Source organism: Novosphingobium oxfordense (assembly GCF_044029435.1).
In the GTDB taxonomy this organism is placed as follows: domain Bacteria; phylum Pseudomonadota; class Alphaproteobacteria; order Sphingomonadales; family Sphingomonadaceae; genus Novosphingobium.
The window spans coordinates 2299536-2322898 of sequence record NZ_CP147005.1; the positions used below are offsets into that span (position 1 = coordinate 2299536).

Here is a 23363-nt window from a genome sequence, read left to right on the forward strand (position 1 = left end):
CCGCCTGACAGGCAAAAACCCCAGCTTGCCCCTCTGTTAGAAATCCTCGCTCCATTATTGCAATTGGTTATCATTAGCTATAACCCGAGAAGCGAAGGAGTGAGCCATGCAAGCATTCGCCGCAGGAACGGCGGCAAACCCACGCAGTTTCGGGCGTTTTGCGCTCGCGGCGGCACGTGGGCAGGCTTTGCGCGGTGCCGGCCTTGTGGCCATCCGTGCGTTCGCGTGGCGCGCGCCCCGCCGCAGCGCGCCGGCACGCGGCCATTTTCGCCTTGCCATGCCGCTTATGACAGGTCATTCGCGCGAACGGTTTCGACTCACGCCGGTGGATGGGCGCATCACTGGCGAGGACGAGGCGATCCTGTTCGGCCTGCGGACCACACGGTTCGCGCGGCGACTTCACACCCTGTAATGCAGGGTCAGCCGCCCCAAGAAGACCGCCGCCGACAGTATTTCCCGGACACAGCATTTTTTCCGAAGGATTCGATAGTAATGAGCGATAGCGCCGCCGATACGGCGACCCTGACCCCCACCGGCGCACTGACGGTTGAGGAAGTGCTGTCGGTCCATCACTGGAACGACCACCTCTTCAGCTTCAAGATCACCCGCCCCGCGACGTTCCGCTTCCGCTCGGGCGAGTTCATCATGATCGGCCTGCCGGGCGACAACGGCAAGCCGCTGCTGCGCGCCTATTCGATCGCCAGCCCCGCCTATGCCGAGGAACTGGAATTCCTGTCGATCAAGGTCCAGGACGGCCCACTGACCTCGCGCCTGCAGAAGATCCAGCCGGGCGATCAGATCTACCTCGGCCGCAAGCCGGTAGGCACGCTCGTCGCCGACGCGCTGCGCCCGGGCAAGCGCCTGTTCCTGTTCTCGACCGGCACCGGCCTTGCGCCGTTCCTGAGCCTGGCCCGCGATCCGGACATCTATGAGCGTTTCGAGCAGATCCTGCTGGTCCACTCGGTTCGCCGCGTCAGCGATCTGGCCTTCCGCACCGAACTGGAAAGCCAGCTGGCCGACGATCCGCTGATCGCCGACGAAGCGCTGCTGCAGTTCCACTACCTGCCCACCGTCACGCGTGAGGATTTCCACACGCAGGGCCGCATCGGCAACCTGATCGAGGACGGCCGCCTGTTCATCCCGCAGCTGCGCGGCCCGGCGAAGCTCGATCCCGAGACCGACCGCATCATGCTCTGCGGTTCGATGGCGATGATCCGCGAGTTCGAGCACAGCCTGGAAGCCATGGGCTTCGAGGAAGGTTCGAACAACAAGCCGGGCGACTTCGTGATCGAACGCGCCTTCGTCGACTGATCGGCGGTTGCTTGAGCGAATATGAAAAGGGGCGCAGCGATGCGCCCCTTTTTCTTTGCACGGGTGAGATGATCCCTCCCCGCTACGCCCCGCTACCCCGCTACCCCGCTACCCCCTACCCCCCTATCCCTCGACCAAACACCCCGTCGCGCCCGCGAAGGCGGGGGCCCCGCTTTTCTTGGCGAGGTCGGCGTTGTGGCGGAAGGAAGCGGGATCCCCGCCTTCGCGGGGATGACGGGGTTGTTTGGGCTGGGTCGTTTGCCGGAATGCCTGAGCACTAAACCCGCTGGCCGGTCACCTTGGCGGAGCCGAACATCCCCATCTTGCACTTGCCGGTGATCGCATCGCCGCTGACTTCCAGATCGTACTTCAGCGTGATCTTCATCGGCTTCTCCACCTTCAGATCGAAGCGCAGGCGGCCCGCCTCCACGGTGCCGCCGCCGAAGTCCTGCCGCCCCTCCGGCGCCGAGAGATAGCCGCTGAGCGCCCCACCCGAGACGTCGAAATGCGCCAGCATCGCCTGCGGCCCCATCGGCGTCTTCAGCACCATGTTCCAGTCACCTTCCGGCCCCGCCGAAGAGACAGGGGCTTCGGCAACCGGCTCAGGCTCGGCGACCACGGGCTGCTCCACGACAGGCTCCGCGCGAACCGGCTCCGGCGCATGGACACCCGAAACGTCGCGCTGCTCGATCACGTCGAGGATGCGTGCCGGCGTCAGCGGCAGCACCACATCGCCCAGTTCGCCGAAGGGCGAAAGGGCATCGGCAATCGCGTTCACCAAAGTCGGCGGGCCGATGATCGCGCCGCCCTCGCCCACGCCGCGCATGCCGCCGATCGTCTTCGACGGGGTGTTGGCATGGACGAATTCGAACGTGGGCACATCGCTGATCGATGGCAGCATGTAATCCTTGAACGTCGCCGCCTGCGGATTGCCGCGCGCGTCGTAAGGCATCTCTTCCAGCAGGACCATGCCGATCGCTTGCGCCAAACCGCCGGAAATCTGCCCTTCCACCACGGCAGGGTTGATCACCGTCCCGCAGTCTTCGGAAGAGATCCAGCGCAGGATCGTCACGAAGCCGGTCTCCGCATCCACTTCCACCACGGCAAGGTGCGTGGCGCTGGTGAAGGTCATCGGCGGCGGCTGGTAACGGAACTGCATTTCCAGCCCGCTCTCGAACCCGGCTGGCAGGCGGTCCGGCTCGCCATAGGCAATCGCGGCAATCTCCGCGAGCGGGCGGGCCATTTCCGGCGCACCGTCCACACGGATCATGCCATCGTCGATGACGACGCTCTCCACGCTGGCGTTGAGCAAGTGCGCGGCCAAAGTCCGCACCTTGTCCGCCAGCATTTCGGAACAGCGGATCGCCGCGCCGCCCGCGATCACGCCCTGACGGCTGCCCGCCGCGCCGGGGCCGAAGCCGCCACGCGTGGAATCGCCCTCGAACACCGAGACGTCCTCGTACCGCACGCCCAGTCGGTCGGCGATGCACTGGGCCATGGTCGTGGCGGTGCCGTGGCCCTGCGAATGGGTGGAGAGCGTGGCGGTAACCTTGCCGGTCGGCTCGATCCGCACTTGCGCCAGTTCGCCGGTCATCGGCGCCATCGATCCGGCCGATCCGGTCGGCTCGATGTAGGAGGCGATGCCGACGCCCAGATAGCGCCCCTCCGCCCGCGCCGCCGCCTGTTCGCGCCGGAACGCGGCCATGTCGAAGTGGTCGAGCAGCTTTTCCAGGCACTCGCCCGGCGTAATATCGTCCAGCGGGATACCCATGCTGGTCACGGTCGGCTGGTCGGAAAGGTAGACCAGATTGCGCCGCCGGATTTCGATCGGATCGATGCCCAGCTGCCGCGCCGCGCGGTCCAGCAGGGTTTCACGCGCCAGCGATTCCATCGCCCAGGGCCCGCGATAGGCGGCAAGCCCGTTGGTATTGGTGTACCACCCGCGCGAAACGAAAGCATAGGCGGGCACGCGATAGGCCGCCCAGACGAACATGTGCACGGCGATATTGCTGTCCGCGCCCTGCGGAAACGCGCCGTTGTTGCAATCATAGATGCCGTGCGATCCGGTCAGCCGCCCTTCGGCATCGAACCCGGCCTGCAAGGTCATCTCCGCCTCGCGCGCCTGGTTGGAGGCGGTCAGCGCCTCGTACCGATCCTCGATCCACTTGAGCGGCTTGCCCAGCAGCAGCGCGGCCACGATCACCGCGCTCTCTTCCTTCCACGGGTGGTTCTTCAGGCCGAAGGCGCCGCCCACGTCCTTGGCGATCACCCGGATCGCGGTATCTGGCAGGCCCAACGCCAGGCTGACCCAGCGCGCGACCAGATGCGGGCTCTGGCAGGTGATCCAGAGCGTCAGTTCCTCCGGCCCATCGCGCGTAGCGACAACGCCGCGCGTCTCCATCGGCGATTGCGAGATGCGCTGGTGGACGATCCGGTGCGACAGGCGCAAAGCCGATCCGGCGAGCTTTTCCTCCAGCTCGTCCTCGATCTCCTCGTCGCCGATCTCGGCCGCGACATTGCTGTCCATGCCGGGATGGATCGGGTCCGCCGCCTTGGCCTGGGCGATGGTGACGACCGGGTCCAGTTCCTCGAATTCTATCTCCACCAGCGAGGCGGCATCTTCCGCCATCGCCCGGGTTTCGGCCACTACCATGACCACCGGCTCGCCCGCGTAGGAGACGTGGCCGTCCGCCAGCGGGGTGATCGGGATCTCCGCCTCGGTAAAGAAGAACGAGAGCAGCTTGATCGGCCGGGCGGCAAGATCCGCCATCGTCAGCACCGCATGGATGCCGGGCATCTCGCGCGCGATCCGGGTATCGATCGAGACGATCCGCCCCCGCGCGATCGGACTGCGCGCGAAGGCGACATGCAGCATGCCCGGCAGCGATATATCGTCGACGAACTGGCCGCGCCCGGTCAAGAGGCGCGGATCTTCCTTGCGGGGAACACGCTTGCCGATCCAGCGGGTGGCGCCGAGGTTGGAGTTCGGGGCGTTCATTCGCCCCCTCCAACCACAGCCGCTCCGCTACCCACGGTGCCCTCCGCCAGCGCCTTGGCGGCGCGGCGGATGCCCTGATAGCCGGTGCAGCGGCAGATATGCCCGCTCATCGCCGAAACCAGCGAGTCCTCGCTCGCCCTGTCCTCTCCGCCGGTCAGCGCCGCGAAAGTCATCAGCACGCCGGGGGTGCAGAACCCGCATTGCAGGCCGTGCGCTTCCCGCATCGCCTGCTGGACCGGATGGAACGTGCCATCGGGCGCGGCAAGGCCCTCGACGGTCGTGACATCGGAGCCGTCCGCCTGCACCGCCAGCATCAGGCAGGCGCGCACCGCGCGGCCATCGACCATCACCGTGCAGGCGCCGCAAACGCCGTGTTCGCAGCCAAGATGTACGCCGGTGCAGCCCGCATCCAGCCGCAGGTAATCGGCCAGGCTGGTGCGCGCCTCCACGGTGGCGGCGCGGCGTTGGCCGTTGAGCGTCAGGTCGATCGCATGGTCGCTCATGCCGCCTCCTTCAGGGCAAGCGCCTCTCGCAAACAGCGCGCGAAGATGCGGCGGCCGACGGTGCGGCGGTATTCGGCGCTGGCGTGGTGATCGTCGAACGGCGCGGTGTCCGCCACCGCGAGTTCGGCCAGAGCGCGCGGATCGAGCGTGGACAGCGCCGCGCCGGTCAGCGCCGCTTCCGCCTGACGCATGCGGATCGGCGTCGGCCCCATGCCGAACCATGCCAGACCCGCGCGGGTAATCGTGTCGCCCTCGACCACCGCCGCGCCGACCATGCCGACCAGTGCGAAGTCGCCCGGCCGCTGCGCCACTTCGCGGAACAGCACCACATGCCCGTCAGGCCAGTCCGGATAAGTGATGCCGGTCAGCAGTTCGTCCGGCTCCAGCGCGGTCATGTAGGGACCGATGTAGAAGTCCGCGGCGTCGACCGTGCGGGTGCCGCGCGTGGATGCGATCTCCAGCCGCGCGCCCAGCGCCGCGGCGGTCGCGGGCATTTCCGCTGCCGGTTCGCCCAGCGCGATGGAGCCGCCCACGGTGCCCCGGTTGCGCGTCTGGTGGTGGCCGACATGGCCCAGCGCCGTAACCATCGCCGGCAGATGCCGCGCCAGCAGGGGATCGGCCAGCGCATCGGCCTGCCGCGTCATCGGCCCGACGCGGGTGCCACCCTCCACGCGGGTAACGCCCTGCAAGGCGGGGATCCGCCCGATATCGACAAGGATGAAGGGCTGGCTCATCCGCAAGTTCAGCAGCGGCATCAGCGTTTGCCCGCCCGCGATCACGGTAGCGCCGCCGCCCGCTTCGGACAGGATGCGGCAGGCCTGCTCGACAGTGCCGGGCCGCTCGTAGTCGAAGGGCGCGGGCTTCATCGCCGCCCTCCGCGCCGGCCCGCTTCGAAGGCGGCGGCGGCGGTGACGATCAGCAGCGCCATCAGCACGAGCAGTTCGGCGGGCATGTGCCGCTGCCCCAGAATGAACCCGGACAGCACCGCCAGAATCAGCGCCGTGACCCAGCCCCAGAGGCCGCCGGGCGCCCCGCCCGTCGAAATGGAAACAGGAACGGCACCGGCCGCAGGTCCCCCGACCGCTGCAACCGGTGCCGTCGCCCCTTGTTCGGCCACGGTGCCTGCCTTCCCCCCGGAAGCAACCACCTCACCGAACTTTGCGAAGAACTTGCCGGCCAGGTTCTTCGCAGTGGCATCGATGATCGGACCGCCAAGCTGGGCCATGCGCCCGCCGACTTCCGCATCGACCTCGTAAGCGACCAGCGTGCCCCCGCCCGCTGCGTCGCTCAAACGAACTTTCGCGCCGCCTTTCGCCGTTCCGGCAACGCCCCCGTTGCCCGATCCGGTGATCGTATAGCCGTTCGGCGCGTCCAGATCGGACAGTTCCACCGCGCCCTTGAACCGGGCGCCGATGGGGCCGATCTTGACTTCCGCCGCCGCCACGAAGCGGTTGTCGCCATCGCGGTCCAGCGACTGGCAACCGGGAATGCACTGCGCGAGCACGGCCGGATCGTTCAGCGCTTCCCACACGCGCTGGCGCGGCGCTGCGACCATTTGCTCGCCCGTCATCTGCATCCCGCGCTACCCCCGCTTTGCCGCTTGTGTTCTGTCTGGCAGCGGAGTGAACGCGATCTTGCGCCCCCGCGCAAGAGTTATGAGCATTGCTGTATCTTATTCCCCCCGGCGATGACTGACTACCTTGCTGGCGATCCGCCCGGGCAGCGATTACCACTCGCCCCGAATAACCCCCGCGACAGGCGAGGCAGGAGGAGAGGCATGAGCGCAACCGTCATCGTAACCGGGGCCGCCGGCGGCATGGGCATTCCCACCGCGAAGCGCTTTGCCGCACAGGGGCGCCCGCTGCTGCTCTGCGACGTCAGCGCCCAGAAGCTGGACGCCTTTGCCGAGGAACTGCGCGCCGATGGCGCCACGGTGACCACGCTGGTGGGCGACATTTCCGCGCCATCCTATCCGCAGGACCTGATCGACGCGCTGGGCGACGCGCCGCTTCACGCTCTGGTGCATACGGCGGGCCTCTCGCCGACGATGGCCGATCCGCTGCGCATCCTGGAAGTGAACTATTTCGCCACCGAAAGGCTGGTGGCCGCCCTGCTGCCCCGCTTCGCGGAAGGCGGTTGTGCCGTCCTGCTCTCCTCGATGTCGGGCTATCTGCTGACCGACCCGGCGATGGTGACGGCAGTGCGCGACATGGTGGCCGGCAAGGGGCGCGAGGATGTGGACCGCTTCGCCGTCAATCCCGGCATGGGCTACACGCTTTCCAAGCGCGCGGTGATGGCGTTGGTCGGGCGCGAGGCAGCGGCGTTCGGCGCGCGCGGCCTGCGCATCTGCTCGATCGCGCCGGGCTTCATCGACACCCCGATGAGCCGCGCCGAACGCGAAGAGAGCGAACAGATGCGCCAGATGATCACCATGACCCCGGCCGGGCGCCTGGGCCTGGGCGATGAGATCGCCTCGGTCGCGGAATTCCTCTGCTCGGCCGGCGCTTCCTATGTCAGCGGGTGCGACATTCCGGTCGATGGCGGAATTCTGGGACGTTTGGGGTTTTGACCTAGGCCCGGAGCGAGCGGCTCCTTCTCCGACCCATCCAAACACTCCGTCGCCCCCGCGTAGGCGGGGGCCCCGCTTTTCTTTGCAAGGTCCTCGCATGGATCAACGAAGCGGGATCCCCGCCTTCGCGGGGATGACGAGGTTTATGGGGGCAGGTCGTGTTTGGATCGCGCCTTTGGGGAGGTGCTGGGCTCAGCCGCCTCTAGCCTGCCCGCCCCGCCCTCACCCTTTCAGATCGCTCTCGCACTCCACCACCGTCGCGATCCGGAACGAGGCGCGGTCGAACAGGTTGGCCTCGTCGGCCACGATCTCTTCGGGCATCAGGCTGGTGGTCATATAGCGCAAGGTGCCGCGAAAGGTCGCCTCGTCCTCAAACCAGAGTTCGGTGATCACATCCGGCCCATCAATAAAAGCGCCCGTCTCGGGATGGATCTGCGGCTCCAGATAGCGCCGCACATAGCGCGACAGCCCCTGCGAATAGCGCTCCGCCAAGGGCGCGTGGCGCGTCTCATAGTAGTCGCGAAACTGCTCCGGCGTCAGGTCCGGCCTGCGCTTCATGAACAGCAGGATCTTGTACATCGCGCCTCTCCTTCCGAAGCGACGCTAGCAAGAGCCAGACCGCCCGGCACGGCCTTGCGGGCCGCCCGGGCGATGGAAGCGGACGGGGGCGGCCTGAGGACCGCCCCCGTCGTCAGGGTCATTCGGCCGCTACGGCCCGTTCGTCATTGGCCGGCGAGGTGTTCGGCATCGGCGCGGCGACGGATACTTGCGCTGCGCCCTGCACCAGATTGGCGAGCGAGGTGCCGTCGAGGCCCAGTTCCTTCATCAGCCCGTCAATCACCGGCGCCTGCGCACGATAGGCAAGCGCGGCGCTGACCGCATCGTTGGCAAGGTTGCCCGATCCGCCCACCGCGGCCGAGGAACCGGCAGAACCGCCCTTCTGGGTCAGCCCGTCCACCTGCACGATCTTGATCGAATCGATCGCCTCCATCGGACGCACGCTCTCACGCACGACTTCGGGCAGTACTTTCAGCAGCGCCATCTTCATCTGCAGCGAGATCTGGTCGGACGAGAGCAGGTTCGCCGCCTCGTTGATGGCGCGCTGACCGGCAGCTTCCACTTCGAAGCGCACACGTGCGGCTTCGGCGCGCAGCTTCTCGGCCTCCGCCTCGCCTTCGGCTTCCAGTCGGGCCGCCTCGGCGCGGTTGGCGGCGGCCTCCTTGTCGGCTTCGGCCTGGACCTTGATGGCAATGGCCTGCCGCTCGGCTTCCTTGCTCGCCTCGATCAGTTCGATGCGCTTGGCACGCTCGGCGATCTCGGTCTCGCGGCTGGTGGCCACCTGTTCCTCGGCCGCGACGGCCTTGGCGCGCGCCTCGTCCGCCTCGGCCTTGGCCTGGCTTTCCTCACGGCTCTTGTTCTGGATCGCGATCTGCTGGCCCTGACGGGCCAGTTCGACCGCCTGTGCCTGTGCGATCTTGGCCTGCTGGATCGTGCGGTCCGCCTCAATCTGCTGCGAATCGACCTGCTGCTTGGCAACGATCCGCGCCTCTTCCGCCTCGCGGTTGCGCAGGGCCTGTTCGCGGGCGACTTCGGCCGCCTGTTCGGCACGGCGCATCTCCACCTCACGCTCCTGATCGAGGCGGGCGAACTCGTTCTCGCGCTGGATCTGGAGCGACTGGCGATCGGCCTCCAGGTTCTTCTGCTCGATCTGGACGCGGGTGTCCTGCTCGATGTCGTTGCGCGCCTTCTTGCGCAGTTCGATCTGCTCGGTCAGCTTGGTGAGACCCTCGGCGTCGAAAGCGTTGTTGGCGTTGAAATGCTCGATCGAAGTCTGGTCGAGGCCGGTGAGCGAAACCGATTCCAGCTCAAGCCCGTTCATCGCCAGGTCGGACGAGGAAACCTGCTGCACCTTCTGCACGAAATCGGCGCGCTGTTCGTGAAGCTGGTTCATCGTCATGCCCGCCGCGACCGAGCGCAGCGCGTCGACGAACTTGCCTTCCACCAGTTCCTTCAACGCCTCCGGATGCATGGTGCGCGCGCCCAGCGTCTGCGCGGCCATGGCGATGGCGCCGGCATCGGGGCGGACGCGAACGTAGAATTCCGCCTTCACGTCGATACGCAGGCGATCCAGCGTGATCAGCGCATCCTGGTTCTTGCGCTCCACGGCAAGACGCACGGTATTCATGTTCACCGGCATGGTTTCGTGGAACACCGGCAGCACCAGCGCGCCGCCGTTCATGACGACCTTTTCACCGCCGAAGCCCGTTCGCACGAAGCCGATCTCCTTCGACGCGCGCTTGTAGAGCCGCGCGAGCATGAGACCCAGAGCCAGAAACAGGACAAGCGCGATGCCGGCCAGAATTGCGATGCCGACGAGGTCTTGCATGGTACAATACTCCCCTGGCGCCGTGCTTTTCTTGCCCTGCACGGCGCATTGAAACCCATGCGCATGACTAGCAGGGCGGGCCTGACCCTCCCACAAAAACCGGTTGCAGCGCGGCCGATTTCAAATCGTTAACCGCACTTGTCATGGGGATTCCGCCGCCGTTCTCAGTCGAGGCGCGGCAAATAGTGATCGCCGCGCGCGATCGCCTTGAACAGTTCGCCCTCCCGTCGCACCAGCAGCACTCTTTCACCTTCCACGAAGCGCTGCCCGTCGATGTCGGGTTCGAGCATGACGTTGTGGACCTGGCCATAGTGATCGAACACCCGCCCCCGCGCCGGGCTGCCGCGCATCGCGGTGCCGACAAGGATTTCCGCTTCGCGCCCGACCAGCGCCGAAACATCGATCGCGGTCGTCTCATCCTGCGGGATGATCCGCCCCAGTCCGCGCGACACCATGCCGGTGATCGGCAGGGAAACGAAGCCTACCGCCGGGGCCACCAGCCAGGCGCTCCAGGTCTTCCCGGTCAGCGCCAGCAGCAGTTCCTGCGTCGAAATGCCGGCCAGCCCGAACACGGTAAGCAGCAGCATCAGCCACATCAGGAACGGCACGCGCCCGATGCCCAGCACCGACAGCAGCCCGGCGTCGAGGCCGCCATGCGCATGCAATCCACCGTGCACGTGGACATCGGCGTCACCGCCCAGAAAGTCCCCCGCGCCCACGATCTGGAGCAAGGCGAACATCAGCATCAGCGCCAGGGCGACGGAGAAAGGCAGGCTTCCTGCCCGCGTCAGCAGTTCAACCATCGTCGCGCGAATCGATGTACTTGGCTTCCAGGAAGCGGCCGCGCGTGGCCAGCGCGTCCAAGTCGTTGCGGGAGAGATCGAGGCTCATCGCCTCGATCTGGCCGGCGATCACGTCCAGCCCTTCGACCAGTTGCTGAGAGGGCGTGGAGCCGCCCGCATGCGGCTTGTTGCGCAGTTCGGCGGGGATGCGGGTGTAGCTGTCCACCAGCGAGGGCAAGTGTTCGGACAGCAGCTTGCGCACCTCTCGCGCCGCCGGGCCGGTCTCTTCCAGCGAAGCGAGCTGCGGGGCGATCTGTTCCAGGCGCACGCCGATCATGTCCACCGCATCCACGGCAGCGCTGGGCAGCGCGCGGCGGCGGTTTTCCAGCCAGATCTCGGTCGATCCGGCCAGTTCCGGCAGGGTCGCGCTATTAAGATCGCCGGTGTTGAGGCGCGGGGTCGAGGGGTAGATCGACAGCAGGCAGAACACCGCGAAGGCCAGCAGCGTGGTCAGCACCGTGGTCGCGAACGAGAGCCCGCCCAGGATCAGCCCGGCAGTCAGCGCGACGATGAAGATGCCCGCCACCGCCAGGAATGCGCGCCGCAGCCGGCGCCAGCGGAACGCCCAGCGTTCCTTGCGCGCGTTGTAGAGCCGCGCGGCACGCTGGCGGCGCGCGGCGCGGATGATCTCCTGATTGACGCCGCTGCGCGTCGAAACCGCGCGCGAAGCGGGGCCTTTAATGATCGGGTCCGACATGGTGCTAGTCTATCAGGCTCAATCGAGCGCCTCCAGCAACGCCTTCGCGCTCTTGTCGCCCAGCGCCGCGCCTTCGGCCTGCCCTTGCGCGCGGGCGATATAGGCCTTGGACTTGGTGACCTCCCCCTCCAGCGACTGCACGGTCTGCTTCATCGAATCGAGCGCCTGCATCTTGAAGGTGTCGATCGAATCCATCGTGTCGTAGATGTTCTGGAACGCCCGGCTGAGCGTTTCCAAGGGGATCGTGGAGTTCGCCGCCTGTTGGTGGATGCGGGCGGTGTTGTCCTTCAGCATCTGGCCGGTGCCATCGATGATCTTGGCCGTGGTGGTGTTGAGCGCGGTGATCTGGTCCAGCACCAACTTCTGGTTGGCCATCGCCTGCGCCACCGTGACCGCCGTGCGCAGCGCGCCGACGGTGGTGGTGGAAGCGCGATCGACACCCTTGATCAGTTCGACGTTGTTCTTCTTCACCAGATCGAGCGCGAGGTAGCCCTGCACCGAAACCGCCATCTGCGTCAGCAGGTCCTGCGTGCGCTGGCGCACGTAGAACAGTGCCGATTCGCGCAGGGCCTTCGCCTTGGCGGGATCGGTATGGTCCAGATCGGCGGCCTTCTGCTCCAGCGTCTCGTCCAGCGCCTTCGACATGAAGATCATCTGTTCGAGCTTGCCCATCGCCGCCCAGAGGTTCTGGCGCTCCACATCGATGGCGGCATTGTCCATCAGCAGTTCGTCCTTGCCGCCCTGCAGGCGGGCGAGGATCGCGCTGATGTGGCCCTGCGCGGACTTGTAGCCATCGAAATAGTTGCGCAGCTTGCTGCCCATCGGGATCACGCCGAACAGCTTGCGCGGGGCCAGCAGGTTGCCCTTGGTCGAGGGGTCGAGGTCTTCCACCGTGCGGCGCAGTTCGGCCAGGTCGGCGCCGACGCCGGCTTCCTTGTCCATCGCGCGCACCGGGCGATCGAGGAAGCGGTTGGACTGGCCCGAAGCCTCTGCGATTTCCTTGCGGCCCATATTGGTCAGCTGATCGACGCGGCGGCCGAATTCGGGCGAGTTCACGTCCTGCTGGACCAGATCCTCGACGAATTCGTCGACGCGGACCTGCAGCTTGGACTTCTGCTCATCGCCCACGGGCACGAGGCCGGCCGCCTTTTCGGGCTGGACCACCGGCACCGGGTCGGGCGGCGTCAGCTTCAGTTCGCCGGTAGCCGCCTGATCTGTCGTCGTCGCCATCTAAGGAAATCCCCGTCGTCCAAGAAATAATGCAGTCGTCTTACGCCGAATCTAGGTTCGGGCGAAAAAACTACAAGCAAAACAGGAAAGGCCCGGTTTACGGTTCGACGAGCGGCGTGGCCTCTTCGTCGGAAGGCTGGGCATGGCCGAGCATCAGCATGGCATCGTCCCGCGCCACGACGCAGAGCGACAGGCCCGCCGCCTGCGCGCGGCGTACCGCAAGATCGGTGGGGGCGGAGATCGTCACCAGCAGCGGAATTCCCGCGCGCACGGTCTTTTCCACCAGTTCGTAGGAACAGCGCGAGGTCATGACCACGAAGCCCCGTGTTGCATCGATCGCATCGCGAGCCCCGGCACGAGCCAACCCGCCCACCAGCTTGTCCAGCGCGTTGTGGCGGCCGACATCCTCGCGGATCATCCGCAAGACGCCCTCCTCGTCGCAGAAAGCGGCGGCATGGGTGGCGCGGGTCTCCCGCCCCAGTCGCTGCGCGGCATCGAGCGCATCCAGCCCGCGCCGGATTGCCTCGGGAGCGGCTTCGCTTTGACGGGTCAGGCGCGGCAGCGGGCGCAGCGCGGCTTCCACCCCTTCGATCCCGCAGATGCCGCAGGAACTGTCCCCCGTGCGCCGCCGCGCGCGTTCGAGGATCAGCGAAAGCCGCTCGGGCGGGAGGTTGACGCGGGCGACGTGGCCGGTGCCCCAGTCGCCGTTCTCCACCGTGTGGAGGGCGATCTCGCCAATCTCGGTGGCCGTGGCGAGACCCTCGGCCATGAGGAAGCCGGTGACGAAGTCGGCGATCTCCAGCGGGGTTGCCATCATCACGGCATAGGCGATGCCGTTGGTCTCGATGGCGATGGGCGCTTCGACGGGAATGGCGACGCGGTCGGCGCCAAGGTCGGTGCCGTAGGCGTTGCGGCGGAGGGTGATGGTCTCTGCACCGTTCATGGCGGTTTTGTAGCTTGGTGGGGGGCTGGGGTCATCCTTTTGGTTCGGCGTTGTCCGTGCCCACCCCGCTGCGGCTCACCAAGCCTCGCGGCCCTCCCGCTTGCGGGAGGGCGGAATAACGCCCCGCTCGATCCGTTACGCTGTTTTCCCCTCCCGCAAGCGGGAGGGGCAGTGAGACTTGGCAGCTTGCCTGCCTAGTCGCAGCGGGGTGGGCAAGCGCAACCTCGATAAGGCGCTCCTCCCCTGTTAGGGGAGGTGGCATCGCGAAGCGATGACGGAGGGGTGTAACCGGCACAGTCAAGCACCACCGAGAAGCTGACACCCCTCCACCACCCTTCGGGCGGTCCCCCTCCCCTTGCAGGGGAGGATTTGCGCTGCCCCGTGATCAAATCTCCGCCTTGATCTGCGCGAATGCCAGCAGCGCGAACAGGCCCGTGCCGCCGATCACATTGCCCACCAGCGTCGGCGCCAGATGCAGCGTGAAGGCATCCAGCACCGGCATCTCGCCATGAAGCACCAGCAGGAACATCTCGGTCGATCCCGCGACCACATGCGCGAAACCACCCGCCGAAATAAGCCAGGCGAACAGCGCGACGACGAAGATCTCGAAGCCCTTGGAACTGGGCAGCATCCAGACGAAGGCGGCGATGAAGAAGCCGGCCGGAACGCCGTCCAGCAGCGCCGGCCACCCGCGCGCCTCCGCCGCCTTGCGAGAGACTTCCAGCATGCCCGCCAGCGTGGGATGGGCGGGATCGACGAACAGGTCCATCAGCAGCGCGGTCAGGAGCGTGCCCACCAGGTTCGCCGCCAACACGATCGCCCAGAGCCGGGCCGTGCGCCACAACCGCTCCGCATTCGGCCCGGCGAGCAGGGGCAGCACTGCCGTAAGCGTGTTCTCGGTGAAGAGTTGCAGACGGGAGAGCACCACCAGCACGAAGCCCATCGCATAGCCGAACGCCGCGATCAGCGCGCGCTGCGGATGGTCCGCGAACGACTGGTGGAGCAGACCCTGCGCGAAGATGGAGGTCGAGATGCCGATCCCGGCGGCAATGCCGGACCACCAGAGCGACATGGCCGGACGGTGGAGTTCCTCCTCCCCTTCCCGCCGGATCACCGAGAACACGGTGATCGCGGAAAGCCGGAGGTTGTCCTTGACCTGCCCGCGTTCGTGGCCGGTCAGGCTGGATTCGTCGCGCTCCAGCTCGCGGTCGGTTTTGCGGCGCGACGGATCGTCGTGCGATAGCTCCGGGTCGGTGAGATCGGGGTCGGTTTGGGGGGCATCGTCCATGCCCTCAAAACCGACCCCGGAACGCAAGGTTCCGTCAACCGGAAGCGCCGGTCAGACGTAGTCTTCGGTATCGATCGTCGGGATCAACATGTCGGGATAGCGGTGGCCGGCAATGGTCTGCTGGTTCATCAGCTCGCCCGCCTTTGCCAGCACCTCCGCATCGATATGCAGGCCCGCCGCCGCGTGGTTGTCGTCGAAATGCGCGATCGAGCGGGTGCCCGGCAGCGCGTGGACATGATCGCCGCGCGAAAGAACCCAGGCCAGCGCCAGTTGCGCGGGCATGACGCGCGCGGACGAGGCCAGCGCGTTGAATTCCTCGATCAGAGCCAGGTTGTGCACCCAGTTCTCGCCCAGGAATCGCGGGAATACGCGGCGCAGGTCCTTTTCGGTGAGCGTGTTCACGTCGGTCAGCTCACCGCCCAGCGCCCCGCGCGCGACCGGCGAGAAGGCGACGAGCGCGATCCCGAGTTCCCGCGTGGCATCCAGCACGCCCAGTTCGACGTTGCGGGTCCAGAGCGAATATTCGGTCTGCACCGCCGCCACCGGATGCACGGCATGTGCCTCGCGGATATGCGCGGTGGACCATTCGGACACGCCATAGGCGCCGATCTTGCCCGCCTCGATCGCGCGCACCATGGCGCCTACCGAGTCGGCAATCGGCACCTTCGGGTCGAAGCGGTGCATGTAGAACAGGTCGATATGATCGGTGCCCAGCCGCTTCAGGCTGGCGTCGAGCGAGGCGGTGATGCTGTCCGGCGCGCAGTCGATCCCGCGGCGGGCGCCGTCGATCAGGATGCCGGTCTTGGAGGCCAGCAGGAACTCGTCCCGGCGGTCCATGATGGCTTCGCCAAGGATCTCCTCGCTCAGCCCCATGCCGTAGATGTTGGCAGTGTCGAAGTGATCGCAGCCTGCATCCAGGGCATGGCGGAACAACGCGACCGCCTCCTCGCGAGACGGCGGATTGCCGTAGGCCCAGGCCACATTCATGCAGCCGAGACCGACGGAGTGGACCGGACGGCCCGCGAGGAGGCGTTTCGTCATCAGGACCAGCCGTCCTGCGCTTCGAGGCTCTGGGCCAGTTCGCCGATCACGCGGTAGCAATCGAGCACCTTGCCGACCGACGAATTGGGCTCACGCCCTTCGCGGATGGCAGCCACGAATTCGCGGTCCTGCAGCTCGATGCCGTTGTTCGACACGGTGACGCCGGTCAGGTCGATCGGCTCTTCGCGGCCGTTCACCAGATCGTCGTAACGCGCGATGTAGGTCTCGCTGTCGCCGATGTAGCGGAAGAACGTGCCGAGCGGGCCGTTGTTGTTGAACGAGAGCGAGAGCGTGCAGATCGCGCCGGTTTCCGCCTTCAGCTGGATCGACATGTCCATGGCGATGCCCAGTTCGGGGTGCTTCGGGCCCTGCAGCACGTTGGCGGCGACGATCTTGCCCGACTGGTAGGCGAACAGATCGATCGTGTGCGCGGCGTGGTGCCACAGCAGGTGGTCCGTCCACGAGCGCGGCTGGCCCTTGGCGTTCATGTTCTTGCGGCGGAAGAAGTAGGTCTGCACGTCCATCTGCTGGACGTTGAACTCACCCGCGGTGATCTTGTTGTGCACGTACTGGTGCGAAGGATTGAAGCGGCGGGTGTGGCCGACCATGCAGACCAGCCCGGTTTCCTTCTGCTTCGCCACAACCGCCTCGGCATCGGCCCAGGTGTCCGACAGCGGGATTTCGACCTGAACGTGCTTGCCGGCGTTCATGCAGGCGATGGCCTGTTCGGCGTGCATCTGCGTGGGGGTGCAAAGGATCACGGCATCGACGTCCGGCATGGCCAGCACTTCGGCCAGATCGGTGCCGGAATGCGGCGCGCCGTACTTGGCGGCCACTTCGGCAGCCTGCTCGGCCGAGCGGCTGATGACCGAGGCGATCTCTACGCCGTCGATGTTCTTGAGGCCGTCGAGGTGCTTTTCACCGAAAGCGCCGGCGCCTACGAGGGCAATACGCATGGGAATCTCCTTGGGGTGTCTGTCAAAGACAAAGGGCGTGCCGGCGTCAACCACCGGCACGCGGAATCGATCAGTCGATGAGTTCTTGAGAGGCTGCGCCTTCGACGGTGGTCGAGGGTGGAACCTCGCCGTTCACCGGCTCCAGCACGATGTGGCCGACGGCCGTGTTGCTGGCGGGCACGTGGTAGAAGCGACGCAGTTCGCGCGTTTCCTTGCCCAGCGCACCGCGCATGATCAGCCACATCACCATCTCGATGCCTTCGCTGCCGGTTTCGCGCAGGTATTCGATATGCGGAATGCACCGCAGTTCCTGCGTGTCGCCCGACAGCTTGTCGAGGAACATCTGGTCCCACTCGGCATTGATCAGGCCGGCGCGCGGGCCCTGAAGCTGGTGGCTCATGCCGCCGGTGCCCCAGACCTGCACATTCAGGTCTTCGGGGAAGCTTTCCACGGCGCGCGCAATCGCCTCACCCAGCGCCCAGCAGCGGTTGCCCGACGGCGGCGGATAAGTGACGACGTTGACCGCCAGCGGGATCACCTTCACCGGCCACTTGGCAGGCTTGCCGAACACCATGGAGAGCGGAACGGTAAGGCCGTGATCGACATCCATCTCGTTGATGATGGTCATGTCGAACTCGTCGAGGATCAGGCTCTGCGCGATGTGCCAGGCAAGGTCCGGATGGCCTTCCACCACCGGCACTTCGCGCGGGCCCCAGCCCTCGTCCGCCGGCTTGTAGCTTTCGCCGCAGCCGATCGCGAACGTCGGGATGATCTTCATGTCGAAGGCCGATGCGTGGTCGTTGTAGACCAGGATCACGACGTCCGGCAGGTTCTCCGCTTCCCACTTCTGGGTGGGCGCGAAGCCTTCCTGGATCGGCTTCCAGTAGGGATCTTCCCACTTGTCGAAGTCCGACGCGACGCCGAGCGCCGGGATATGGCTACAGGCGATGCCGTGCGTAATGCGGGCCATCTCAGCGGTGCTCCTTGATCGACCGCACGCCCTCGGGCGAACGACCGCCGGCGATCATCATCGCCTGATAATCCTCAACCGACATGCCGGTCATCGTCGACACGGCCTGAAGGAAGCTCAGGCCGTCGGTCGAGAAGACCTTGGCGAGGAAGTAGATGTTGCCGCCCAGGTCCAGCAGGCGGTTGTAGTCGCGCGCGAGCACGGCCAGCTTCTGGTCCTCGGTCATCGGCCATTCGTCGAGATAGGCGCGCTCGTCGGCCTTCCAGCGCTCGCGGTTTTCCGCCTTCATCAGGCTCATCGCGAACTGGTTCAGGTGATAGCCCTGCCGCGCGCGCTTCGCCGTGTAGACGCGCGTGCCCGGAATATCGTCGAACTCACCGAGATAGGCGTGGATGTCGATGGGACCACCCGCGTTCTCGCAAGGGTTTTTATCGGTCGGAGTCTTGGCGTTCATTGGCCGCGTTCCTTGAGCTTGGCGTCAAGGCGCGGGAAGACCTTGCGCACATTGCCTTCGAAGATCGCGTGGCGCTCCTCGTCAGAGATGTCGAGCGCATCGACATAGCGCTTGGTGTCGTCGAAGTAGAAGCCGGTCTGCGGGTCGATCCCGCGCACCGCGCCGACCATTTCGGAGCCGAACAGGATGTTCTTGTTGTCGATCACGTCGGCCAGCAGGTTGATGCCCGGCTGGTGGTAGACGCAGGTATCGAAGAACACGTTGTTCATGATGTATTCGTCAAGCGAAGGCTTCTTCAGCATGTCCGCCAACCCGCGATAACGGCCCCAGTGGTACGGCACCGCGCCGCCGCCGTGCGGGATGATGAAGCGCAGCTTGGGGAACTTCGCGAAGAGGTCGCCCTGCATCAGCTGCATGAAGGCCACGGTGTCCGCCGCGATGTAGAAGCCGCCGGTGGCGTGCATCGCCGGGTTGCACGAACCGGAGACGTGGATCATCGCCGGAACGTCCAGCTCGCTCATCGCCTCGTAGATCGGGAACCAGTATTCGTCGGTCAGCGGCGGATGCTCGAAGTGGCCGCCGCCCGGATCGGGGTTAAGGTTGCAGCCGATGAAGCCCAGTTCCTCAACGCAGCGGCGCAGCTCCTTCACCGAGGCGGAAAGGTCCGCCTTGGGGCTCTGCGGCAGCATGCACACGCCCACGAACGTCTCGGGGAACATGTTCACCACGCGGGCGATAAGATTGTTGCAGTGGACCGCCCATGCCTCGGAAACCGCCTGATCGCCGACATGGTGCGCCATCGCGCTGGCGCGCGGGCTGAACACGGTAAGATCGGCGCCGCGCTCCTTGATGAGGCGAAGCTGGTTGTCCTCGATGGTCTGGCGGATTTCCGCATCGGAAATCTCGGGGTACGGCGGCGCTTCTTCACCGGCCTTGAAAGCGGCGATCTGCGCCTCGCGCCAGGCGTCATGCGCCTTGGGCAGGACGGTATAATGTCCGTGACAGTCGATGATGAGCGACATGCTCAATTCTCTCCCTTGAGTACGCCCGCCGCGACAGCTGCCGCAAGCTTGGCTTCGAATCCTTCGGGCGGCGGCACCAAGCCCAGCTCGCCCAGCGCCTGCTGCCAGGCGACGGTATTTTCGGTCATCAGCGGCGGAATGCCCAGCGAACGCAGCATTTCCGCGGCCTCGTCCATCTCGGCGGCGCGGCGGCGGCCATGGACCAGCATGCGGTCGAGATTGTAGTCCGCTCGGCTTGTCCAGGAAATGGCCTTCTCGCTGGCGTCGAGCGAGGCAAGCACTTCGTCCGCCACGCCCTCTGCATGGGCGGCCATCATCATTTCGGCGGTCAGCGCCTCAAGGCCCTTGACCATGACGGAGCGCACCAGCTTGATCGCCGAAGCGCGGCCGACATCGGCGCCCACGGTGCGGACATTGGTGAAGCCCACCGCCTCCAGCGCGGCCTGCGCCTCGGCCGCATCCGGCCCGGCCACCAGCAGCGGCACTTTCATGCGCGCGGGATTGACCGGGGCGAGCACGGCCACATCGACATAGCGCCCCTTGCCCGCCGAAATGGCCTTGGCAGCCGCCCGCTTGGTACCCGGCGCGACCGAGTTCATGTCGCAGAACAGCGCCCCCTCGCCCAGCAAGGGCGCGACGGCTTCCGCGACATGCGGCGCAGCATCTGCGGTGACGAGCGAAAGCACCAGCGAAGCACCCTCAAGCGCTTCGGCGACGCTGTCGCAGGCGGTGACGCCAAGGTCGGCCATGACGGCGCGACACTCGGGAAGCACATCGAAGGCCCGAGCCTGACCAGCCCAGTCTCCTGCTCCCGCGAATGTCGATCCGGCTTCTCCGAACCCAATAAGGGCGATGGATCTGTACATGCGGATACCCTGCCCTCACCACAGGGAATGGGCCAATCGGAAGCGGCTTTCGGCTATAAGGTTGATGTAACTTAACCGGCCGCATGATATGCGGCTGCCAGACAGATTATGCCGCATTCGGGCAATCCAGTTTGCAAATGATCACAAGGTGACAGTGCGGTTGACGCGGCCCCCGCATTGAAGAGGTTACAATGCCCACCCCCAGCCCCTCCCGCATGCGGCAGGGGCGTTTCAGCGCAACGGCGAGAGGGCAGCGCAATCTTGCCCTCCTGCAAGCGGGAGGGCCGTGAGACTTACGAAGCGTAGCGAAGTTAGTCGCAACGGGGTGGGCTGGCGCAACGTCCAGTACAAACCTGAAACCAAGATCGACTCGGCCACATATTGAACATGGCGGCAGGCGCTGGCGGACTAAGCCTTAATCCCCCACCCGCTTCGCCGCCCATTCAAGGTCCGCGATAAATTCCGCCTGCACTTCGGTCGGGCGGAGCGACGAACGGGTGGTCATGCCGATCAGTCGAGTGAAGTTTTCCGGCAGGCGCGCCAGTTCGCAGAGCCAGCCGGCCTCCACTTCCACCGTCACCTGATCGGGCGACAGGACGGTCAGGAAATCGCCGCCCATCATCACTTGCCGGATCATCATCACCGAACCGGATTCCACCGGCACTTTGGGATGCGGCAGCCCGTGCGCCTCGAAATACCGCTCAAAGGAGTCGCGCAGGGGCGTGCCCAGCGGCGGCAGCGTGAAGGGATAGCGGGCAAGGTCCGCCGGTGTGGGATCGGTGCCTTCCAGCGGGTGGCCCTTGCGGCCGTAGACGGCGGGGCGATCCTCGAACAGCGGGCGCTGGACGAGGTCCGGCTCCACCAGCGGATCGCGCAGGGCGCCGACCGTCAGGTCCAGCACGCCGCCGCGCAGGGGCTCGACGAGTTCGGAGCGGGAGCCCTCGACGATGGTCAGCTTCACATGCGGGCGGCGGGCGAGGAAGCGCGCCACGGCGGCGGGCAGGATGCGCGCGCGGGAGAGCGGCATGGCGCCCACGGCGATCCGCCGCGTTTCAACGCCGCGCAGCGCGGCGACTTCGGAAAGGCCAGCCTCCAGTTCCACTTTCGCCAGCCGGAACTCACGCGCAAGCTGGGTTCCCGCCTCGGTGGTGATGACGAACTTGCCCCGGCGCACCACCAGCGGGCGGCGCAGCGCCAAGGACAAGTCATTGACCGCGCGGTGGATCGAGGGGAGCGACAGCCCGGTCTCCTGCCCGGCGCCGGCGTAGCTGCCTGTCTCCACCAGCGCCAGCAGCGCGCGCAGGCGCGACATGGTGACGTGGGGGCTGTTCACATGGCCCAGCGCGGCATCGATGCGGGGGGCCAGGATCTCTCCGGCACGGGTAGGCACCATGCCGTCATGACGGCGTTCGAACAGTGGCAGGCCGATCTGCGACTCGAGCCGGGCCAACGCCTGTGTTATGGCTGGCTGACTGAGGTTCACAGCCAGGGCAGCGGCATTGACCGTGCCCAATTCCGCGATTTTTGCGACAGCCCGCAAGTGCCGAAGGTTGAGACTCCAGATATCCATGGCATCGTTATTAGCCAAATCCTATCACGTGTCCAAAGTTTCTCTTTCCCCTTGAACAAGGTCAGGCCCAAGACATCGTCGCCATATCCGGCCCAGATCATTCCCGCGCGCCGGAACCCGAAGATCGAAGGAGAGCAGATCATGAGTGGCATCGTCGTCCAGAACATCGAACGCGCCGATCAGGCCGTGATCGACGGCCTCGCCAAGTGCGGCGTCGCCACCGTTCACGAGGCACAGGGCCGCACCGGCCTGCTCGCCAGCTACATGCGCCCGATCTACGCCGGTGCCCGCATCGCCGGTTCGGCAGTGACGATCAGCGCCCCTCCGGGTGACAACTGGATGGTCCACGTTGCCATCGAACAGCTGAAGGACGGCGACGTCCTGCTGCTTGCCCCCACCAGCCCGTGCGAGGATGGCTACTTCGGCGACCTGCTGGCCACCAGCGCGATCGCGCGCGGTTGCCGCGGGCTGATCATCGATGCCGGCGTGCGCGACGTGCGCGACCTGACCGAGATGCAGTTCCCCGTGTGGTCCAAGGCGGTCTACGCGCAAGGTACGGTCAAGAACACGCTCGGTTCCGTCAACGTGCCGGTGGTCTGCGCCAATGCCGCCGTGCAGCCGGGCGACGTGATCGTGGCCGACGATGACGGCGTGGTCGTGGTGCCGCGCGAAAAGGCCGCCGAAGTGCTCGCCGCAGCTCAGGCCCGCGAAGCCAACGAAGGCGAAAAGCGCGAGAAGCTGGCTGCCGGCGTCCTCGGCCTCGACATGTACAAGATGCGTGAGCGTCTGGAGAAGGAAGGTCTGAAGTATGTCTGACCGGATCGTCTCCTGGCACGCCAGTCCCAGCAAGCCGCTCTACACCCCGCCCGCCGGCGCGGTGGACGCGCATTGCCACGTGTTCGGCCCGATGGCGCAATTCCCGTTCAGCGCCAAAGCCAAGTACCTTCCGGAAGACGCCGGGCCGGACAAGCTTTTCGCCCTGCGCGATCACCTGGGCTTTGCCCGCAACGTGATCGTGCAGGCCAGCTGCCACGGCACCGACAATGCCGCGACGCTGGACGCCATCGCCAAGTCGAACGGCAAGGCGCGCGGCGTGGCCGTGGTCGATCCGGCGATCTCGGACGCGGACCTTGCCAAGCTGCATGAAGGCGGCATTCGCGGCATCCGCTTCAACTTCCTGAAGCGCCTGGTCGACGATGCGCCGAAGGACAAGTTCCTGGAAGTCGCCAGCCGCCTGCCCGAAGGCTGGCACGTGGTGATCTATTTCGAGGCCGACATCCTTGAGGAAATGCGTGCCTTCATCGCCGCGATCCCCGTGCCGGTCGTCATCGACCACATGGGCCGCCCGGACGTGACGCAAGGCCCGGACGGCGTGGACATGAAGGCGTTCCGCGACCTGCTCGACAGCCGGGACGACATCTGGTTCAAGGCCACCTGCCCGGACCGCCTAGACCCCACGAACGACCCGTGGGACAAGTTCGCCGAAGCGGTGGCCCCGCTGGTGGCGGACTATCAGGACCGCGTGATCTGGGGCACCGACTGGCCGCACCCGAACATGCAGGACAACATCCCGGACGACGGCCATCTGGTCGACATGATCCCCCGCATCGCGCCCACGGCGGAGCTTCAGCAGAAGCTGCTCGTGACCAACCCGATGCGGCTTTATTGGCCTGAAGAGTTGTAAGTATCTGATCCGAAATTCGCGTGGCGAATTTCG

Annotated in this window: 23 protein-coding genes; 5 read left to right on the forward strand and 18 right to left on the reverse strand. The window is 66.1% G+C overall.

The features are described 5' to 3' along the window. Positions 1-106: 106 nt before the first annotated feature. Together WBP07_RS10705 and WBP07_RS10710 are read left to right on the forward strand one after the other, a co-directional pair. Positions 107-412 carry a hypothetical protein gene (locus tag WBP07_RS10705; protein ID WP_395391035.1) on the forward strand — a complete coding sequence of 102 codons (306 nt, stop codon included), beginning with the start codon at positions 107-109 and terminating at the stop codon, positions 410-412. 80 nt (positions 413-492) lie between these two features. Next, positions 493-1311: a ferredoxin--NADP reductase gene (locus WBP07_RS10710; RefSeq protein ID WP_395391036.1), complete on the forward strand. Its 819-nt coding sequence runs from the start codon at positions 493-495 to the stop codon at positions 1309-1311. Between the two features lie 277 nt (positions 1312-1588). On the opposite strand, the gene WBP07_RS10715 is transcribed toward WBP07_RS10710, so the two are convergent. Genes WBP07_RS10715 through WBP07_RS10730 form a run of 4 tightly spaced genes read right to left on the reverse strand, consistent with a single transcriptional unit; the run spans position 1589 to position 6382 of the window. Continuing rightward, a complete protein-coding gene (locus tag WBP07_RS10715) occupies positions 1589-4309 on the reverse strand; it encodes a xanthine dehydrogenase family protein molybdopterin-binding subunit (RefSeq protein ID WP_395391037.1) in 2721 nt (906 codons plus the stop codon). Next, the gene (locus WBP07_RS10720; protein ID WP_395391038.1) at positions 4306-4812 is read right to left on the reverse strand and encodes a (2Fe-2S)-binding protein; all 507 of its coding nucleotides are present in this window, start codon (positions 4810-4812) and stop codon (positions 4306-4308) included. The genes WBP07_RS10715 and WBP07_RS10720 overlap by 4 nt, the downstream gene beginning before the upstream one ends. Continuing rightward, positions 4809-5678: an FAD binding domain-containing protein gene (locus WBP07_RS10725; RefSeq protein WP_395391039.1), complete on the reverse strand. Its 870-nt coding sequence runs from the start codon at positions 5676-5678 to the stop codon at positions 4809-4811. The genes WBP07_RS10720 and WBP07_RS10725 overlap by 4 nt, the downstream gene beginning before the upstream one ends. Next, positions 5675-6382: a CoxG family protein gene (locus tag WBP07_RS10730; RefSeq protein ID WP_395391040.1), complete on the reverse strand. Its 708-nt coding sequence runs from the start codon at positions 6380-6382 to the stop codon at positions 5675-5677. The genes WBP07_RS10725 and WBP07_RS10730 overlap by 4 nt, the downstream gene beginning before the upstream one ends. 207 nt (positions 6383-6589) lie before the next feature. Here WBP07_RS10730 and WBP07_RS10735 point away from each other — a divergent pair, with 207 nt between their 5' ends. Next, a complete protein-coding gene (locus WBP07_RS10735; protein ID WP_395391041.1) occupies positions 6590-7381 on the forward strand; it encodes an SDR family oxidoreductase in 792 nt (263 codons plus the stop codon). Between the two features lie 222 nt (positions 7382-7603). Here WBP07_RS10735 and WBP07_RS10740 read toward each other — a convergent pair whose 3' ends face one another. The 14 genes from WBP07_RS10740 to WBP07_RS10805 form a co-directional block, all read right to left on the reverse strand. Further along, positions 7604-7960 carry an EthD domain-containing protein gene (locus WBP07_RS10740; RefSeq protein WP_395391042.1) on the reverse strand — a complete coding sequence of 119 codons (357 nt, stop codon included), beginning with the start codon at positions 7958-7960 and terminating at the stop codon, positions 7604-7606. 118 nt (positions 7961-8078) lie between these two features. Beyond that, positions 8079-9767, reverse strand: coding sequence for a flotillin family protein (locus tag WBP07_RS10745; protein WP_395391043.1), 1689 nt, complete (start codon positions 9765-9767; stop codon positions 8079-8081). Between the two features lie 164 nt (positions 9768-9931). Further along, complete coding sequence (locus WBP07_RS10750) at positions 9932-10570, reverse strand: YqiJ family protein (protein ID WP_395391044.1); 639 nt, start codon at positions 10568-10570, stop codon at positions 9932-9934. After that, the gene (locus WBP07_RS10755) at positions 10563-11306 is read right to left on the reverse strand and encodes a hypothetical protein (protein WP_395391045.1); all 744 of its coding nucleotides are present in this window, start codon (positions 11304-11306) and stop codon (positions 10563-10565) included. The genes WBP07_RS10750 and WBP07_RS10755 overlap by 8 nt, the downstream gene beginning before the upstream one ends. Positions 11307-11324: 18 nt before the next feature. Next, positions 11325-12536 (reverse strand): toxic anion resistance protein, encoded by a 1212-nt coding sequence (locus tag WBP07_RS10760; protein WP_395391046.1) that lies wholly within the window; start codon positions 12534-12536, stop codon positions 11325-11327. Between the two features lie 97 nt (positions 12537-12633). Continuing rightward, a complete protein-coding gene (gene fdhD / locus WBP07_RS10765; protein WP_395391047.1) occupies positions 12634-13479 on the reverse strand; it encodes a formate dehydrogenase accessory sulfurtransferase FdhD in 846 nt (281 codons plus the stop codon). 385 nt (positions 13480-13864) lie between these two features. Then, on the reverse strand, positions 13865-14767 hold the full coding sequence (locus tag WBP07_RS10770) for a formate/nitrite transporter family protein (protein WP_395391048.1): 903 nt from the start codon (positions 14765-14767) through the stop codon (positions 13865-13867). Between the two features lie 51 nt (positions 14768-14818). After that, positions 14819-15808, reverse strand: a complete 990-nt coding sequence (locus tag WBP07_RS10775; protein ID WP_395391049.1) for an aldo/keto reductase — start codon at positions 15806-15808, stop codon at positions 14819-14821. Next, complete coding sequence (locus tag WBP07_RS10780) at positions 15808-16764, reverse strand: Gfo/Idh/MocA family oxidoreductase (RefSeq protein WP_395391050.1); 957 nt, start codon at positions 16762-16764, stop codon at positions 15808-15810. The genes WBP07_RS10775 and WBP07_RS10780 overlap by 1 nt, the downstream gene beginning before the upstream one ends. Positions 16765-16834: 70 nt before the next feature. Next, a complete protein-coding gene (locus WBP07_RS10785; protein WP_395327691.1) occupies positions 16835-17734 on the reverse strand; it encodes a class III extradiol dioxygenase subunit beta in 900 nt (299 codons plus the stop codon). Between the two features lies 1 nt (position 17735). Continuing rightward, a complete protein-coding gene (ligA, locus tag WBP07_RS10790) occupies positions 17736-18188 on the reverse strand; it encodes a protocatechuate 4,5-dioxygenase subunit alpha (protein ID WP_395391051.1) in 453 nt (150 codons plus the stop codon). Then, positions 18185-19210: an amidohydrolase family protein gene (locus WBP07_RS10795; RefSeq protein WP_395391052.1), complete on the reverse strand. Its 1026-nt coding sequence runs from the start codon at positions 19208-19210 to the stop codon at positions 18185-18187. The genes ligA and WBP07_RS10795 overlap by 4 nt, the downstream gene beginning before the upstream one ends. Positions 19211-19212: 2 nt before the next feature. Further along, positions 19213-20076 (reverse strand): DUF1932 domain-containing protein, encoded by an 864-nt coding sequence (locus tag WBP07_RS10800; protein WP_395391054.1) that lies wholly within the window; start codon positions 20074-20076, stop codon positions 19213-19215. A 415-nt stretch (positions 20077-20491) separates the two neighbouring features. Beyond that, entirely contained in the window at positions 20492-21646 is a 1155-nt protein-coding gene (locus WBP07_RS10805) for a LysR substrate-binding domain-containing protein (RefSeq protein ID WP_395391056.1), read from the reverse strand. A 141-nt stretch (positions 21647-21787) separates the two neighbouring features. Here WBP07_RS10805 and ligK point away from each other — a divergent pair, with 141 nt between their 5' ends. Beyond that, complete coding sequence (ligK, locus tag WBP07_RS10810) at positions 21788-22462, forward strand: 4-carboxy-4-hydroxy-2-oxoadipate aldolase/oxaloacetate decarboxylase (RefSeq protein WP_395391058.1); 675 nt, start codon at positions 21788-21790, stop codon at positions 22460-22462. After that, the gene (locus tag WBP07_RS10815; RefSeq protein WP_395391060.1) at positions 22455-23330 is read left to right on the forward strand and encodes an amidohydrolase family protein; all 876 of its coding nucleotides are present in this window, start codon (positions 22455-22457) and stop codon (positions 23328-23330) included. Before ligK ends, WBP07_RS10815 begins: the two co-directional genes overlap by 8 nt. Positions 23331-23363 lie beyond the last annotated feature (33 nt).

Excerpts from the sequence above, each read along its gene's own strand:
- WBP07_RS10720 (WP_395391038.1), bottom strand. The coding sequence starts at position 4,812 with ATGAGCGACCATGCGATCGACCTGACGCTCAACGGCCAACGCCGCGCC.
- WBP07_RS10725 (WP_395391039.1), bottom strand. The coding sequence starts at position 5,678 with ATGAAGCCCGCGCCCTTCGACTACGAGCGGCCCGGCACTGTCGAGCAG.
- WBP07_RS10815 (WP_395391060.1), top strand. The coding sequence starts at position 22,455 with ATGTCTGACCGGATCGTCTCCTGGCACGCCAGTCCCAGCAAGCCGCTC.
- WBP07_RS10740 (WP_395391042.1), bottom strand. The coding sequence starts at position 7,960 with ATGTACAAGATCCTGCTGTTCATGAAGCGCAGGCCGGACCTGACGCCG.
- ligK (WP_395391058.1), top strand. The coding sequence starts at position 21,788 with ATGAGTGGCATCGTCGTCCAGAACATCGAACGCGCCGATCAGGCCGTG.
- WBP07_RS10710 (WP_395391036.1), top strand. The coding sequence starts at position 493 with ATGAGCGATAGCGCCGCCGATACGGCGACCCTGACCCCCACCGGCGCA.
- WBP07_RS10800 (WP_395391054.1), bottom strand. The coding sequence starts at position 20,076 with ATGTACAGATCCATCGCCCTTATTGGGTTCGGAGAAGCCGGATCGACA.
- WBP07_RS10785 (WP_395327691.1), bottom strand. The coding sequence starts at position 17,734 with ATGGCCCGCATTACGCACGGCATCGCCTGTAGCCATATCCCGGCGCTC.
- WBP07_RS10705 (WP_395391035.1), top strand. The coding sequence starts at position 107 with ATGCAAGCATTCGCCGCAGGAACGGCGGCAAACCCACGCAGTTTCGGG.
- WBP07_RS10805 (WP_395391056.1), bottom strand. The coding sequence starts at position 21,646 with ATGGATATCTGGAGTCTCAACCTTCGGCACTTGCGGGCTGTCGCAAAA.
- WBP07_RS10775 (WP_395391049.1), bottom strand. The coding sequence starts at position 15,808 with ATGACGAAACGCCTCCTCGCGGGCCGTCCGGTCCACTCCGTCGGTCTC.
- WBP07_RS10770 (WP_395391048.1), bottom strand. The coding sequence starts at position 14,767 with ATGGACGATGCCCCCCAAACCGACCCCGATCTCACCGACCCGGAGCTA.
- WBP07_RS10795 (WP_395391052.1), bottom strand. The coding sequence starts at position 19,210 with ATGTCGCTCATCATCGACTGTCACGGACATTATACCGTCCTGCCCAAG.
- WBP07_RS10750 (WP_395391044.1), bottom strand. The coding sequence starts at position 10,570 with ATGGTTGAACTGCTGACGCGGGCAGGAAGCCTGCCTTTCTCCGTCGCC.
- fdhD (WP_395391047.1), bottom strand. The coding sequence starts at position 13,479 with ATGAACGGTGCAGAGACCATCACCCTCCGCCGCAACGCCTACGGCACC.
- WBP07_RS10755 (WP_395391045.1), bottom strand. The coding sequence starts at position 11,306 with ATGTCGGACCCGATCATTAAAGGCCCCGCTTCGCGCGCGGTTTCGACG.
- WBP07_RS10780 (WP_395391050.1), bottom strand. The coding sequence starts at position 16,764 with ATGCGTATTGCCCTCGTAGGCGCCGGCGCTTTCGGTGAAAAGCACCTC.
- WBP07_RS10715 (WP_395391037.1), bottom strand. The coding sequence starts at position 4,309 with ATGAACGCCCCGAACTCCAACCTCGGCGCCACCCGCTGGATCGGCAAG.
- WBP07_RS10730 (WP_395391040.1), bottom strand. The coding sequence starts at position 6,382 with ATGACGGGCGAGCAAATGGTCGCAGCGCCGCGCCAGCGCGTGTGGGAA.
- ligA (WP_395391051.1), bottom strand. The coding sequence starts at position 18,188 with ATGAACGCCAAGACTCCGACCGATAAAAACCCTTGCGAGAACGCGGGT.
- WBP07_RS10745 (WP_395391043.1), bottom strand. The coding sequence starts at position 9,767 with ATGCAAGACCTCGTCGGCATCGCAATTCTGGCCGGCATCGCGCTTGTC.
- WBP07_RS10760 (WP_395391046.1), bottom strand. The coding sequence starts at position 12,536 with ATGGCGACGACGACAGATCAGGCGGCTACCGGCGAACTGAAGCTGACG.
- WBP07_RS10735 (WP_395391041.1), top strand. The coding sequence starts at position 6,590 with ATGAGCGCAACCGTCATCGTAACCGGGGCCGCCGGCGGCATGGGCATT.